This window comes from Microbacterium sp. ISL-103 (assembly GCF_018613995.1).
Taxonomy (GTDB): Bacteria; Actinomycetota; Actinomycetes; order Actinomycetales; family Microbacteriaceae; genus Microbacterium.
The window spans coordinates 438-14,216 of record NZ_JAGGPD010000226.1 but is presented as its reverse complement, the minus strand read 5'-3'; the positions used below and the strand labels follow the sequence as shown (position 1 = coordinate 14,216).

Genomic DNA, 13,779 nt, shown 5'->3' with positions numbered 1-13,779 from the left:
TGCGGGTCGGGAGGACCGTCAGCAGGGGTGCGGGATGCCCGGCGGCACGGCGCTTGTCGAGCAGACCGGCGGGCGCCGGAGCATCGAGGCCGTCGACGAGCCCGAGGTCGGCATCGGTCTGAGCCCACGTCAGGGCGTCACGAAAAAGAGATGCCTCTTCCAAGGCGCGCAGAATCCCCGGCACAGTCACCGCACAAGCCTAGCCGCGGCCACAGACACGGGGCTCCCGGGTCTCTGGGCGGGCACTTCACCGCCCATAGGATGCCGGGATGGAACCGGTCATCCTCACCACCGAGCGTCTTGTCCTGCGCGTGCCGGACGAGAGCGACATCGACGCGATCACCGCCGCCTGTCAGGACCCGGAGATCCCCCGATGGACCACCGTGCCGAGCCCGTACACGCGCGCCGATGCCGAGGACTACGTGCGCCTGATCAGCGAATGGTGGGCAGCCGGCAGCCAGACGATCTGGTGCGCCTATCGCGACGGCGAACTGGTCGCCTCGATCGGGCTGCATCACATCACGGAGCACCACACCGGCGGGTATGCCGAGATCGGCTACTGGGTCGTTGCCCCCGCACGCGGCAACGGTTACCTCGTCGAGGCGGCTCGCGCCGTCGTGGACTGGGGATTCACCGAACTGGGGCTCGCCCGGCTCGGCTGGCGCGCGGTCGCGGGCAACGTGCCCTCGGCCAGGGCCGCTCGCGCACTCGGATTCCGATATGAGGGACTCGGGCGTCAGGCGCTCGCAGGCCCCCGCGGCCGTGACGACGGCTGGTTCGCCGGACTCCTCGCGTCCGACGACCGCACTCCGGTGGACTGGTCGATGCTCTCGGCACAGGTGCTCTAGTCGAGCGTCGGAGGTCGGTGGCAGGATGAGCGCATGCCTGAGATGCCGGAAGTCCAGGGCCTGACGACGTTCCTTGAGGAGCGGGCCGTGGGGCGCACGATCGTCCGCACGGCCGTGGGTGCGATCGCGGCACTGAAGACGTACGACCCGCCGAACACCGCGCTGCACGGTGCCGAGATCACCGCCGCATCGAGGCAGGGCAAGTTCATCGTGCTCTCCTGCGGCGCCGACCTGCACCTCGTCTTCCATCTCGCCAAAGCCGGGTGGCTGCGCTGGTACGAGACTCTGCCTACGACGCTGATCAAGCCGGGCAAGTCGCCGATCGCGCTGCGCGTCGCACTCGATGACGAGAGCGGGTTCGACCTCACCGAAGCCGGTACGAAGAAGTCCCTGGCCGTATACGTGGTGCGCGACCCCGAAGAGGTGCCCGGCATCGCCCGGCTCGGACCCGACCCGCTCGACGAGTCGTTCACGAGGGAGGTCTTCGCCGGTCTGCTCGACGGCCGGCGCACGCAGATCAAGGGTCTGCTGCGCGATCAGAGCATCATCGCCGGCATCGGCAACGCCTATTCCGACGAGATCCTGCACGCGGCCCGCATGTCTCCCTACGCGATCGCCGACAAGCTGGGCGACGACGAGGTCGACCGACTGTTCGCGGCGATGCAGACGACGCTGACGGATGCGGTCGCCGAGGCGTCGGGCAAACCCCCGGCCGATCTCAAAGACGCGAAGCGCCGAGGAATGCAGGTGCACGCCCGACGCGGCGAGGCGTGCCCCGTGTGCGGAGACACCGTGCGCAGCGTCTTCTTCGCCGACCGCTCTCTCGAGTACTGCCCGACCTGTCAGACCGGGGGCAAGCCGCTCGCCGATCGTCGCCTGTCACGGCTGCTGAAGTAGCACTTCGACGCGGAATGAAATGCATCCGGGTGCGTTGAGTACACTCAGAGCATCAACGTGCTCCGGGGTCGGTGGGAATCCGAACCGGCGGTGACAGTCCGCGAGCGTCTCGGTTCTCCGAGGTGCCGATCCGGTGGAAATCCGGGACCGACGGTGATGCGAGGCGCAGCCTCGCTAGTCCGGAAGGGAGGCAGCACGGTGCGCCGACGCGCGCGCGTTCTGCCTTCACCTCCTCTCGAGGAGAATCCCCGGAGCCTCAGAGAGGACCACGGATGGCAGTGAACGAGGCGGAACGCCGGGCGATGTCCCGTGCGCTCGAGCTCGCGACGCTCGGCCCTCGAGGTGTGAACCCGCAGGTCGGCGCCGTCATCCTCTCGTCCGACGGCGACGTGATCGCCGAGGGCTGGCACCATGGCGCCGGCACCCCGCATGCCGAGGTCGACGCCCTCTCGAAGCTCGCACCGGGAGCCGCGCACGGCGCGACGGCCGTGGTGACTCTCGAACCCTGCAATCACACCGGGCGTACCGGTCCCTGCGCGCTCGCGCTCATCGATGCCGGTGTCTCGCGGGTCGTCTACGCGCTCGACGACCCCGGTGCCGTGTCGGGCGGCGGCGCCGATCGCCTGCGTTCGGCGGGTGTGAGCGTCGATGCCGGCGAACAGGCAGGAATCGCGCACTCGATCATCGACGGCTGGCTCACCGCGCAGCGCCTCGGCCGCCCGCACGTCACCGTGAAATGGGCGCAGTCGCTCGACGGTCGCGCCGCGGCATCCGACGGCTCGAGCCAGTGGATCACCGGGCCGCAGGCCCGAGCCGACGTGCATCGGCGTCGTGCCGCAGCAGATGCGATCGCCGTCGGAACCGGCACCGTGCTCTCCGATGACCCTTCTCTCACCGCTCGCGACGGCGATGTGCTGTTCGAGAACCAGCCGGTGCCGGTCGTCATCGGCTCGCGGCCCACGCCCGACGATGCCGCGATCCGGCGGCACCCGCAGACGCCGCTCTTCTACGACACCCGCGATCTGCACTCGGTTCTCGCAGACCTGCACTCCCGCGGAGTCCAGAGCGTGTTCGTCGAAGGCGGTCCGACGCTGGCGAGCGCCTTCATCGCCGCAGGTCTCGCCGACCGGGTTCTCGCCTACATCGCCCCGGTGCTGCTCGGCGGCGACCGTCTGGCACTCACCGACATCGGCGTCGGCTCGATCGACGCCGCCCGCCGTCTGACGATCGACGAATGGCTGCCCCTCGGAGCAGATCTTCTCGCGATCGCCTCCCCCGCGAATCATCTGGAAGAAGGAGCCCCCTGATGTTCACCGGAATCATCGAGGAGATCGGCGAGATCACTGCGATCGCACCCGCCGGAGACGGGTGGCGTCTGACCGTGCGCGCTGCGAAGGCCGCATCGGACGCGATCCACGGCGAATCGATCGCAGTGTCGGGCGTGTGCCTCACCGTCGTCGGCTCGACCGCCGACACCTTCGACGCGGATGTGATGAAGCAGACCCTCGACGTCGCAGCCCTCGGCGGAGCATCCGTCGGCACCCGGGTGAACATCGAGAAGGCGATGCCGGTCGGGGCGCGCCTCGGCGGCCACATCGTGCAGGGTCACGTCGACGGCGTCGGCAGCATCGTCGAGGTGCGACCGGGAGAGCAGTGGAGCGTGCTGCGCGTCTCACTGCCCGACGATCTCGCCCCGCTCGTCGTAGACAAGGGATCCATCTCCGTCGACGGCACCTCGCTCACCGTGAGCGCAGTCAGCGAGGCCGGTGCGACCGAGCACTGGTTCGAGGTGTCGCTGATCCCTGAGACCCTCGCCGCCACCACCCTCGGCTCTCGCACGGTCGGAGACCGCGTGAACCTCGAGACCGACATCCTCGCCCGCCATGTCGAACGCCTTCTGGCGTTCCGGGCAGCACCGGAAGGAGGCTCGCTGTGAGCCTTTCCACCATCCCCGAGGCCCTCGAGGCCCTGCGCGCCGGGCGCCCCGTGCTCGTCGCGGACGACGAGAACCGCGAGAACGAGGGCGACGTCATCCTCTCGGCCGAGCTCGCGACGCCCGAGTGGGTGGCCTGGACGGTTCGCTGGTCGTCGGGATTCATCTGCGCGCCGATGCCGACCGATCTCGCCGACAACCTCAACCTGCAGCCGATGGTCGCCGCCTCCGAAGACGCGCGCTCGACCGCGTACACCGTGAGCGTCGACGCCGCAGAGGGCGTGACCACCGGGATCAGCGCACACGACCGCGCGCACACGCTGAACGTGCTGGCGAACCCCGCGTCGACCGCGACGAGCATCATCCGCCCCGGTCACGTCCTGCCCCTGCGGGCGGTCGACGGCGGTGTGCGCGAGCGCAGCGGTCACACCGAAGCCGCGGTCGATCTGATGAAGCTCGCGGGGCTCCGCCCGGTCGGCGCGATCGCCGAGGTCGTCGCCGAGGACGGCAGCATGATGCGTCTTCCCGGCCTGCTCGACCTCGGGCAGCGCGACGGCGTGCCCGTCATCACCATCGAGCAGCTCATCGCCCACCTCAATGAGATCGACCCCACCGGCTGGGCTCCCGAACGCGCCAGCCGCAGAGTGAGCCTCAGGGCCGACGCGACGGTGCCGACGACGCACGGCACCTTCCGCTTCCTCGCCTACAAGGACCGGGTCACCGGCACCGACCACATCGCCGTCGTCTCGGGCGAACCGGGTGAGACCGCCCTCGTGCGGGTGCACTCGGAGTGCTTGACCGGCGAGGCCTTCGGGTCGTTGAAGTGCGAGTGCGGCCCGCAGCTCGATGCGGCACTCGACGCGATCGAGCAGGACGGCGGCATCGTCATCTACATGCGCGGCCACGAGGGTCGGGGCATCGGTCTCATCAACAAGCTCCGCGCCTACAGCCTGCAGGAGGAGGGCCTCGACACGGTCGATGCCAACCTCGCACTCGGGCTTCCCGCCGATGCCCGCGACTACGCGGCCGCCGCCGGCATCCTCGCCGACCTCGGGGTGTCGAAGGTGCGCCTGCTGACGAACAACACCGACAAGGTGAACCAGCTGCGCGGCCTCGGACTCGACGTGGTCGAGCAGGTGCCGCTGATCGTCGGAGTCGGCCCGAACAACCACCAGTACCTCGAGACCAAGCGTGACCGCATGGGTCACATCATCGGAGAGGCAGAGCTCGCTGAGGCTCTCGCCGAAGGAAAGAAGGACGACGCATGAGCGGCGCAGGAGCACCCCAGACGGAGAAGATCGACGGACGCGGACTCGATGTCGTCATCGTCGCAGGCACGTGGCACGAGACCATCTCGAACGGCCTGATCGCCGGCGCCGAGCGCGTGCTGAACGAGGCCGGCGCCACGCACCGCCTCGTGCGCGTGCCCGGGTCGTTCGAACTCGCGCTCGCGGCGCAGGCCGCCTTCGCCGGCGGCGCGGACGCGGTGATCGCACTCGGCGTGATCATCCGCGGCGGCACCCCCCACTTCGAGTACGTCTCGGCGGCCACGACCGACGGGCTGACGAGGGTCGCACTCGACGCGGGCAAGCCGGTCGGCTTCGGCGTCCTCACCCTCGACGACGAGAAGCAGGGCCTCGATCGTGCCGGACTCGAGGGATCGAAGGAAGACAAGGGTGCGGAGGCTGCGGATGCCGCGCTGCGCACCGCGCTCGTCACGCGCGCGCTGCGCGGCTGAGGTCAGATGTTCTGGCTCGTCGGCATCCTGACCGCCCTCAACGCCGGAATCGCCGCGATCTGGCGCTGATGGCGCTGAGTGCGCTGAGTGGTCGCACCGACGCCTCAGGCTCGGAGAGGCACCACGACGTCTCCGCCCGCCTCTTCGGTGAGCCGCGCACCCATCTGCACGAAGGTCGGCTGCGCGATGAAGCCTCCGGCGAACAGCGCCTGCCCCTGAGCGAAGCTCTGCGCCCGCCGGATGTCGTCTTCACCGACGAAGCCGAACACCTCGGCGAGTTCGGCGATGTCCCTCGGGGCGTTCACGCGCATGAGTCCGAGGTTGTCGCACTGCGAGAGCACGTTCGGATGGATCTTCGTCGGCCGCTGGGTCGAGAGGAACAGCCACAGACCGAACTTGCGGCCCTCGGCGGCGATCTGCACGAGCTGCTCGGTGAGCGCTCGTTCGACCGCGGTGCGCGGCTCGGGTGAACAGAGATTGTGGGCCTCATCGATCACGATGAGGATCGGCCGTCGGCTCTCCCGGCGTGCCCACAGCTGCTCGAGCACCGCGAGTGCCGCCACCTTCGGCTCGGCAGGATGGTCGAATCCCCCGAGGTCGAGCACCGTCGCCCGCGGGCGCTCCTCGATCACGTCGACGACGGACGCCGCGCCCCTCGACCACAGATCCCATTCGAGGACCTGGAGATTCTCCATGCGATTCGCGAGACGCACCCGCGCCGGGTCGCCGGAGTCGCGGAACTGCTGCAGCATCCGCTCGGTGTCGAACTCCGTGGCGCTCACCGACCAGTGCAGGAGCACGTTGTACTCCTCGGCATCCGCGATCGGGTCGATCTGCAGAACCGCCGCCTTCGCCGCGGGAGACAGATCGAGGTAGCGGGTGTGCAGCCGCTCGCCGATGTCATGCCCCGAGCGGAACACGCGTATGTCGCTCTGCCATATCTGCTCGGCGTAGTCGGCCCTCGCCCCCGGCCTCGTCTCGGCCAGCCTCACGAAGTCGGCATTCGGATCGAAGATCAGCATAGGCAGCTCGGTGTGCAGCAGAAGCTGCTCGAGCACGACCCCGAGCGCATAGGTCTTGCCGCTGCCGCTCTGCCCGCACCAGAACGTATGACGGTTGAACCGCCGCGCATCGAGGTGCACGGACGCGTCCGCGTCATCGGTCATCGCGCCTATGGTCAGTTCGGTCATGCCGGCCTCCAGCCGCTCTTCGACCTCCAGCTTGCCTCGGACTTCCGGCTGGATCATCACACTTCTCGGGTGACGCGGCTCGCCGAAGGCGGGGCGAGGATGAGCGGCATGATCGACCGACTGCCACTCACCGCCGTGTTGCGGCACCCGCTCGCGAGCGCCGGGTCGCGGGAATCCGCGGCGCTGCTCGTCGGCGCGGTCACGCTGATCATCGGATCCGCTGTCGCGCTGCTGGCCTTCTGGGGTGGCACGATGCCGATCTCCGGCCCCGGTTCGATCGGCCAGTTCGCCGCGATCGGCGCGGCGATCACCGCGATCGTGGTGTTCGTCGCAGCGCGCTCGCTCGCCCGCGTTCAACCTGCAACGGGTGCGTCACCCGCGAGGATGCGGTGGTTCGACATCGCGGCCCTGGCGATCGCCCACGGCATCATCGCCCTTCTCGGATGGATCGCGATCGCGGACATCGTGGAACGCAGCTTCGTCGGTGCGGTGGTCTTCACCTTCGCCGGTGCCGTGCTCGCCGGTGCCGCGATGGCGTGCACCGCGTACCTCGTCGCTCTCTCAGCGGCGAACATGAGCCCCGGAATGCTCTCAGTGGTGCTCATGCTGTTCCTCGTTGTGGGCGCCTTCGCGAGCATGCTGAGCGCATCGGACGAAGAGTGGTGGAAGCTGCATCTCAGCAGCCTCGGAGTGACGGACGATGTCTCTGCCCTCACGTTCAACATCACCCTGATCATCGCGGGCGTCATCGTGACGACGGTCGCCCACTTCGGAACCGCGTCGATCCCTGCACATTCCGCTCGCGCCGCGCGGGGGCGTCGCATCGTCCGACTCGAGCTGACCGCTATGGGTGTGCTTCTCGCCGGTGTCGGGCTCTTCCCTGTCGACCGGTTCCTCGCGCTGCGCCAGGGCGCGTTCTCGAATCCCTCGTCGTACTTCAACGTGTTCGCGCACCTGACAGACGACGAGGCGATCACCACGGCCCTCGGCTACTGGAACGAGATCAACATGCCGAACCTCGTCGAGAACGTCATGCCGACCAAGCATCGGGCGCGACTCGTGCTCAACAAGGGCGTCGACCACAGCGTCGAGAGCGTGCTGCTGCGCAAGCTCTGACCGGGTCGGATTAATTCGTTCGGCACCTTCGCAAAAACCCCGCCTTACTCTTGACCACATGTGTGGAATCGTCGGATACGTGGGCCCGCGGCCCAGCCAGGACATCCTGCTCGCAGGCCTCGCCCGTCTCGAGTACCGCGGGTATGACTCCGCGGGTGTCGCCGTCATCGACGGCGACGGCTCGCTCGGTATGCGCAAGAAGGCGGGCAAGCTCGCCATGCTGCGCGACTCGCTGAAGGATGCCGCCCTGCCCGACGGCAACACCGGCATCGGGCACACCCGGTGGGCCACCCACGGCGGACCCACCGACGAGAACGCGCACCCGCACCTCGCCGACGACGACAAGCTCGCGCTGATCCACAACGGCATCATCGAGAACTTCGCCTCGCTGCGCGACGAGCTGCTCGCCGACGGCGTCAGCTTCCGCAGCGAGACCGACACCGAGGTCGCTGCCGCTCTGCTCGGCCGCGAGTACCGCAACAACGGCGGAGACCTGCAGGGCGCCTTCCGCGCCGTCGTCAACCGCCTCGAGGGTGCGTTCACCCTGCTCGCGATGCACGAAGAGCACCCCGGCCTCGTCGTCGGCGCTCGCCGCAACTCGCCCCTCGTCATCGGCCTCGGCGAGGGAGAGAACTTCCTCGGCTCCGACGTCGCCGCCTTCATCGAGCACACCCGCAAGGCGCTCGCCATCGGCCAGGACCAGATCGTCTCGATCACCCCGGATGCCGTCACCGTCACCGACTTCGCCGGCACCCCGGTCGAGGCCGAGCCGTTCGACGTCTCGTGGGACGCGGCCGCGGCCGAGAAGGGCGGATGGTCGAGCTTCATGGCCAAAGAGGTCGCCGAGCAGCCCGAGGCCGTCGCCAACACGATCCGCGGACGCATCCAGGGCGACCAGGTCATCATCCCCGAGCTCGACGGACTCGACGAGCTGTTCATCGGCATCAACCGCATCATCATCACCGCGTGCGGCACGGCCGCGTACTCGGCCCTCGTCGGCAAGTACGCGATCGAGCAGTGGGCCCGCCTCCCCGTCGATGTCGAGCTGGCGCACGAGTTCCGCTACCGCGACCCGGTGATCGGCGACGACACTCTCGTCGTCTCGATCAGCCAGTCGGGCGAGACCATGGACACGCTCATGGCCGTCAAGTACGCGAGCGAGCGCGGCGCGCGCACCCTCTCGATCTGCAACACCCAGGGTGCGACGATTCCGCGTGAGTCGGATGCCGTCGTCTACACCCACGCCGGACCCGAGGTCGCCGTGGCCTCGACCAAGGCGTTCTCGGCGCAGATCACCGCGCTGCTGCTGCTCGGCCTGCACATGGGGCGCGTCCGCGGGGCCATCGAGGATGCATCCGTCGATGTCGCCGAGCTCTCGGCTCTGCCCGAGAAGATCGCCAAGGTTCTCGAGAGCGAGCAGGAGCACGTCACCCAGCTCGCCGGCTGGATGGCCGACACCCGCTCGGTGCTGTTCCTCGGTCGCCACGTCGGCTTCCCGATCGCCCTCGAGGGTGCGCTGAAGCTCAAGGAGATCTCGTACATCCACGCCGAGGGCTTCGCCGCCGGTGAGCTGAAGCACGGACCCATCGCGCTGATCGAGCCGGGTCAGCCTGTGTTCGTTCTCGTGCCGTCGCCGCGTCACTCGGCACTCGTGCACTCGAAGGTCGTCTCGAACATCCAGGAGATCCGCGCTCGCGGCGCTCGCGTGATCGTCGTGGCCGAAGAGGGCGATGCGGCCGTGCTGCCGTTCGCCGACGAGGTCATCCGCATCCCGCTGGCCGGTGCCATGTTCGAGCCGCTGCTGGCCGTCGTGCCGCTGCAGATCTTCGCCATGGCTCTCGCCACGGCCAAGGGTCTCGACGTCGACCAGCCGCGCAACCTCGCGAAGTCCGTCACCGTCGAGTAAGACTCGGCTGGGCGGTTTCCCGGCTCTCGGCTGGGCCTGTACACCTGCAGGTCTCCCCGCCGTGTGGCTCCGCCTGTACACCTGCAGGTTTCCCGGCCGTGTGGCTGGGCCCGTACACCTGCAGGTTTCCCGGCTCTCGGCCGGGCCTGTACACCTGCAGGTCAGAATCACGGATGCATGCCCAGATGAGCGATCTGGGCATGCATCCGTTTTTTGAGCATGCGACTGTGGGCAGATCATCGCCGCGCCCGCGCGACAGCCGACATGACGGCGCGAACAACGGCATCCCAGTCGTGGATGATCATGGCGTAGTCGAATCGCAGCGTCTCGAATCCCAGACGGGATGCCGCGGCGTCCCTCGTCAGATCCTTGTGCCGCATCTCGGGGCCGTCGTGGTTCCGCCTGCCGTCGACTTCGATGATCACGCGCCGCTCGGCGACGAAGTCGACGCGACCGACGCCACCGATGACCACCTGGCAATCGAGACGTATCCCGAGCAGATGCAGTCTCAGGCGAAGGATCGACTCGAGTCCGCTCTCGGCGTCGGGTCGTGCGAGATCCAGTAGCCAGTGGGCCGACTTCGGAAACTCGCGCCGGATCCTCTTGCGGTCGGGCGCGGAGAGCAGGCGCTGGTTCCACGCGGACTCGTACGCCTCGAAGAACGCCTCCTGATCGAGGCATCTGTACGCGTGGATCAGAGCAGCTGCGACCGGAGCCAGCCCGAGACCGGCAGTGCCGGGGGAGTGATGAGAGATGCATTCGCACGGGGTGTGCGGGTGCCTGCGGCCCGAGCGGCCCACCCACACGTGCACGATCGGATCGACCTGCGGAAGCACCCAGACGCCGTGCGCGCGGAGCGCATCCGCACAGGTGAGAGCCCCGCCGTGCGCTGCCGCAGCGACGACCTTCGGATCCGCGGTCGACAGAGCGTAGACCCCCTGACGGATGCGGCTGATCGTGCCTGTGCGAGCCGCAACCGCGAGTTGAGCGCGAGTCGCTCCGAACTGCTGCAGATGCGTCCCGCGCGCGATTCCGCCGAGGGTATGGAGGAGGTCTGACGGTTCGATCATCCTCCGAGCATCCGACGTCGGTGGGGCCACCGGATGACCGAAACCCGAACATCGTGGAGAATCGTCTGCGTCATGACGGGTGTGCAGGAGAAGTCATCCACACATGCGCAGGCGAAGTCATCCGCACATGTGCATGCTCAGACGACGGATGCAGGTCGAAATCGGGAAACTGAGCATGCACATGTGATCTGAGCATGCAGGTGTGATGAGGAGCCGGCGGCCGGGAGCCGGGAGCCGGGAGCCGGGAGCCGGGAGCCAGGGATCCGGGGGACCCGGAGGGGCTGAGGAAGGGCCAGGGGCCGGAAGCCGACGGATGCCGCGACTAGGCTGAACGGGTGATCATCGGGACCGGCATCGACCTCGTGGACATCCCGCGGTTCGAGCGCACACTCGAGCGCACGCCACGTCTGCGGGAGCGTCTCTTCGCGCCGAGCGAGCGGGAGCTGCGGCTTCCTTCGCTGGCCGCGCGCTATGCCGCCAAGGAAGCCCTGATCAAGACCCTCGGCGGGTCGGACGGCGTGCACTGGATCGGGATCGAGATCGCCTCCGAGGCCTCGGGTCGCCCGCACTTCGTGCTCTCGGGATCGACCGCCGACGTCGTCGCAGAGCGCGGCATCACCCGATTGCATCTGACCCTCACCCACGACGCGGGGCTCGCCGCCGCATTCGTCGTCGCCGAAGGAGAGCCGCTGTGACCGTTCCGTTCCGCGAGGCCCGCATCGAGCTGGATGCCATCAGCGACAACGTCCGCCACTTCCGCCGTCTCACCGGCGTGCAGGTCATCGCCGTCGTCAAGGCGAACGCCTACGGTCATGGCGCGGCGGCAGCCGCCGTCGCAGCCCTCGCCGGGGGCGCGACCCGTCTGGGCGTCGCCGAGATCCCCGAGGCGCTCGAGCTGCGTCGTCAGGGCATCACCGCGCCGATCGTGGCGTGGCTGCATGCTCCGGGCGAGCGGTTCGACCAGGCGGCGGCCCACGACATCGAGGTTGGAATCTCGTCGTTCGACCAGTTGGAGGCTGCGGGCGCGGTCGCGTCGGTCGATCGTCCGGTGGGCGTGCACCTCAAGTTCGAGACGGGGCTGTCGCGCAACGGCATCGCGCCGGCCGACTGGCGTCGCGTGCTCGCCGAGGCGGCCCGACTCGAGCGCATCGGGCGACTGCGCATCATCGGCCTCTTCAGCCACCTCTCGAACACCTCGCCGCAGGATGACCGCGACTCTCTGTCGAAGTTCGAAGAGGCCGTCGCCGCAGCGGCCTCGTTCGGCATCCACCCCGAGATCCGCCACATCGCGGCGACCGCGGCCGCGATCGACCTGCCGGAGATGCGACTGGATGCCGTGCGCATCGGCATCGGCATCTACGGCCTCTCTCCCTTCGACGACCGCTCGTCCGCCGAGCTGGGGCTCCGCCCGGCCATGACCCTGCGAGGCGCGATCGCGGCCGTCCGCCGAGTGCCCGCCGGCGCAGGGGTGTCGTACGGATACGACCATCGCACGCCGCACGACACCACGCTGGTGCTCGTGCCGCTGGGCTATGCCGACGGAGTGCCGCGACAGGCATCGGGTCGCCTGCCCGTGTCGATCGCCGGTCGCCGATACACGAACGTCGGCCGCATCGCCATGGACCAGTTCGTCGTCGATGTCGGAGACGCACCGGTGTCGATCGGCGACGAGGTCGTGCTGTTCGGCGACCCGACACTCGGTGTTCCCTCGGCATCCGAGTGGGCCGATGCCGCATCGACCATCGACTACGAGATCGTGACGCGCATCGGCGCACGCGTGCCCCGGCGGTCGGCATGAGCGTCGACCCGGCCTTCCTCGGGCGCCTCGAGATCGAGACCTCTGACGCGATGGAGCAGCTCGGCTTCCGCATCGGCGAGCAACTCGACGCGGGTGATCTGCTGATCCTCACCGGTCCGCTGGGGGCCGGCAAGACGACCTTCACCCGCGGACTCGCCGAAGGGCTCGGGGTGCGCGGCCCCGTGCAGAGCCCCACGTTCGTGATCGCCCGCACGCACCCCTCGCTCGTCGGTCGCGCCCCGCTGGTGCACGTCGACGCCTATCGCCTCGGCTCGGGCGCAGAGCTCGACGACCTCGATCTGGACCTCGCCCGATCGGTCGTCGTGATCGAGTGGGGCCGCGGCATGGCCGAGGAACTCGCCGAGACCTGGTGGGACATCGAGTTCGAGCGTCCGGTCGGCGCCGGCGACGATCTCGACCCCTCGGAACTCGACGCCGACGCCCCGCGGCACGTGACCATCACGCGCGGAGGACGCTCAGCGATCGCGGGTTGAACGACGACTACCCTGGAGAGGTGATCCTCGCCGTCGACACCTCTCTGGGTACTGCCGTCGCCCTCATCGACGATGACGGCACCCGTCTGTCCGACGCTTCCGCCGCCGACCCGCTGGGTCATGCGGAGGTCATCGGGGAACTGCTCGTCCGCGCGCTCGACGCGGCGGGCGCCGGGTCGATCAATCACGTCGTGGCCGGCATGGGTCCCGGCCCCTTCACCGGATTGCGCATCGGCATCGCCACGTCCCGCACGTTCGCGATGGGCCGCGGCATCCCGGTCGTCGACGTGCCGAGCCACTTCGCCGCAGCACTCACCGCGATCGAGCACGACGCCGTCACCGGCCCGTTCGCGATCGTCACGGATGCTCGACGTCGCGAGGTCGCGATCACGGTCTTCGACGGGACGGATGCCGACGGCATCCCCCACGTCACCGCCGACACCGTGCTGGTCGCCAGGGTCGACGCCGACGAGCACCTCGACGGGATCCGCCGCATCGACGCCGAGACGCTCTCGGCCGTCGACCTCGCCCGTGTCGGCGCCCGAGCGGTGGCCGCGGGCCGAACGCTCACCGGAGCCGAGCCTCTGTATCTGCGGCAGCCCGACGTCAGGGTTCCCGGAGCGCCCAAGAAGGTGGGCTCATGACTCTGCGCGAAGCGACGCCGGACGACCTCGAGGCCATCATGGCGATAGAGCGCCGGTCGTTCCCCACCGACGCGTGGAGCTCCGAGGCGATGGCGCTCGAGCTTGCGAGTCCGCACGGCCGCTACCTGGTCGACGAGCACGACGG

The 13,779-nt window shown here is 68.8% G+C and carries 15 protein-coding genes and 1 pseudogene (1 of these 16 cut by a window edge); 13 read left to right on the top strand and 3 right to left on the bottom strand.

Annotation, left to right across the window (positions count from 1 at the left end; genetic code table 11):
* Nucleotides 1–190, bottom strand: a 190-nt coding sequence (locus tag J7E68_RS09260; protein ID WP_215171946.1) for a hypothetical protein, incomplete at its 3' end; no start/stop codon positions are given.
* A gap of 79 nt (nt 191–269) precedes the next feature.
* Between J7E68_RS09260 and J7E68_RS09255 the strand changes: the two genes are divergently transcribed.
* The 6 genes from J7E68_RS09255 to ribH all read left to right on the top strand — a co-directional run bounded on the left by J7E68_RS09255 (nt 270) and on the right by ribH (nt 5,416).
* Complete coding sequence (locus tag J7E68_RS09255; RefSeq protein ID WP_215171945.1) at nt 270–848, top strand: GNAT family N-acetyltransferase; 579 nt, start codon at nt 270–272, stop codon at nt 846–848.
* Nucleotides 849–881: 33 nt separating this feature from the next.
* Nucleotides 882–1,745: a DNA-formamidopyrimidine glycosylase family protein gene (locus tag J7E68_RS09250; RefSeq protein WP_215171944.1), complete on the top strand. Its 864-nt coding sequence runs from the start codon at nt 882–884 to the stop codon at nt 1,743–1,745.
* Nucleotides 1,746–2,017: 272 nt separating this feature from the next.
* The gene (gene ribD / locus J7E68_RS09245; protein ID WP_215171943.1) at nt 2,018–3,052 is read left to right on the top strand and encodes a bifunctional diaminohydroxyphosphoribosylaminopyrimidine deaminase/5-amino-6-(5-phosphoribosylamino)uracil reductase RibD; all 1,035 of its coding nucleotides are present in this window, start codon (nt 2,018–2,020) and stop codon (nt 3,050–3,052) included.
* Nucleotides 3,052–3,681 (top strand): riboflavin synthase, encoded by a 630-nt coding sequence (locus J7E68_RS09240; RefSeq protein WP_056277889.1) that lies wholly within the window; start codon nt 3,052–3,054, stop codon nt 3,679–3,681. Before ribD ends, J7E68_RS09240 begins: the two co-directional genes overlap by 1 nt.
* Entirely contained in the window at nt 3,678–4,946 is a 1,269-nt protein-coding gene (gene ribA, locus J7E68_RS09235) for a GTP cyclohydrolase II (RefSeq protein ID WP_215171941.1), read from the top strand. Before J7E68_RS09240 ends, ribA begins: the two co-directional genes overlap by 4 nt.
* Entirely contained in the window at nt 4,943–5,416 is a 474-nt protein-coding gene (gene ribH, locus J7E68_RS09230; RefSeq protein ID WP_056277883.1) for a 6,7-dimethyl-8-ribityllumazine synthase, read from the top strand. The genes ribA and ribH overlap by 4 nt, the downstream gene beginning before the upstream one ends.
* Before the next feature lie 104 nt (nt 5,417–5,520).
* Here the strand turns inward: ribH and J7E68_RS09225 are convergent, their stop codons facing one another.
* Nucleotides 5,521–6,663 carry an ATP-binding protein gene (locus tag J7E68_RS09225; protein WP_251048824.1) on the bottom strand — a complete coding sequence of 381 codons (1,143 nt, stop codon included), beginning with the start codon at nt 6,661–6,663 and terminating at the stop codon, nt 5,521–5,523.
* A gap of 51 nt (nt 6,664–6,714) precedes the next feature.
* On the opposite strand from J7E68_RS09225, the gene J7E68_RS19735 reads away from it, so the two are divergent.
* Entirely contained in the window at nt 6,715–7,722 is a 1,008-nt protein-coding gene (locus J7E68_RS19735; protein WP_251048823.1) for a hypothetical protein, read from the top strand.
* 58 nt (nt 7,723–7,780) lie between these two features.
* A complete protein-coding gene (gene glmS, locus J7E68_RS09215) occupies nt 7,781–9,628 on the top strand; it encodes a glutamine--fructose-6-phosphate transaminase (isomerizing) (RefSeq protein ID WP_215171939.1) in 1,848 nt (615 codons plus the stop codon).
* A 236-nt stretch (nt 9,629–9,864) separates the two neighbouring features.
* Here the strand turns inward: glmS and J7E68_RS09210 are convergent, their stop codons facing one another.
* Nucleotides 9,865–10,698 (bottom strand): endonuclease domain-containing protein, encoded by an 834-nt coding sequence (locus J7E68_RS09210; protein ID WP_215171937.1) that lies wholly within the window; start codon nt 10,696–10,698, stop codon nt 9,865–9,867.
* 335 nt (nt 10,699–11,033) lie between these two features.
* Between J7E68_RS09210 and J7E68_RS09205 the strand changes: the two genes are divergently transcribed.
* The 5 genes and pseudogenes from J7E68_RS09205 to J7E68_RS09185 form a co-directional block, all read left to right on the top strand.
* Nucleotides 11,034–11,393, top strand: coding sequence for a holo-ACP synthase (locus tag J7E68_RS09205; RefSeq protein WP_215171935.1), 360 nt, complete (start codon nt 11,034–11,036; stop codon nt 11,391–11,393).
* Nucleotides 11,390–12,496, top strand: coding sequence for an alanine racemase (alr, locus tag J7E68_RS09200; RefSeq protein WP_215171933.1), 1,107 nt, complete (start codon nt 11,390–11,392; stop codon nt 12,494–12,496). The genes J7E68_RS09205 and alr overlap by 4 nt, the downstream gene beginning before the upstream one ends.
* Entirely contained in the window at nt 12,493–12,990 is a 498-nt protein-coding gene (gene tsaE, locus J7E68_RS09195) for a tRNA (adenosine(37)-N6)-threonylcarbamoyltransferase complex ATPase subunit type 1 TsaE (protein ID WP_215171931.1), read from the top strand. The genes alr and tsaE overlap by 4 nt, the downstream gene beginning before the upstream one ends.
* A gap of 20 nt (nt 12,991–13,010) precedes the next feature.
* A complete protein-coding gene (gene tsaB / locus J7E68_RS09190) occupies nt 13,011–13,634 on the top strand; it encodes a tRNA (adenosine(37)-N6)-threonylcarbamoyltransferase complex dimerization subunit type 1 TsaB (RefSeq protein ID WP_215171928.1) in 624 nt (207 codons plus the stop codon).
* Nucleotides 13,631–13,779: pseudogene (locus tag J7E68_RS09185) on the top strand (GNAT family N-acetyltransferase); it runs 279 nt beyond the window's last position. Before tsaB ends, J7E68_RS09185 begins: the two are co-directional and overlap by 4 nt.

Bases quoted from the DNA above. Each gene is read 5' to 3' on its own strand.
- J7E68_RS09255 (WP_215171945.1), top strand. From the start codon at position 270: ATGGAACCGGTCATCCTCACCACCGAGCGTCTTGTCCTGCGCGTGCCG.
- J7E68_RS09250 (WP_215171944.1), top strand. From the start codon at position 882: ATGCCTGAGATGCCGGAAGTCCAGGGCCTGACGACGTTCCTTGAGGAG.
- ribD (WP_215171943.1), top strand. From the start codon at position 2,018: ATGGCAGTGAACGAGGCGGAACGCCGGGCGATGTCCCGTGCGCTCGAG.
- J7E68_RS09240 (WP_056277889.1), top strand. From the start codon at position 3,052: ATGTTCACCGGAATCATCGAGGAGATCGGCGAGATCACTGCGATCGCA.
- ribH (WP_056277883.1), top strand. From the start codon at position 4,943: ATGAGCGGCGCAGGAGCACCCCAGACGGAGAAGATCGACGGACGCGGA.
- J7E68_RS09225 (WP_251048824.1), bottom strand. From the start codon at position 6,663: ATGATCCAGCCGGAAGTCCGAGGCAAGCTGGAGGTCGAAGAGCGGCTG.
- J7E68_RS19735 (WP_251048823.1), top strand. From the start codon at position 6,715: ATGATCGACCGACTGCCACTCACCGCCGTGTTGCGGCACCCGCTCGCG.
- glmS (WP_215171939.1), top strand. From the start codon at position 7,781: ATGTGTGGAATCGTCGGATACGTGGGCCCGCGGCCCAGCCAGGACATC.
- J7E68_RS09210 (WP_215171937.1), bottom strand. From the start codon at position 10,698: ATGATCGAACCGTCAGACCTCCTCCATACCCTCGGCGGAATCGCGCGC.
- tsaE (WP_215171931.1), top strand. From the start codon at position 12,493: ATGAGCGTCGACCCGGCCTTCCTCGGGCGCCTCGAGATCGAGACCTCT.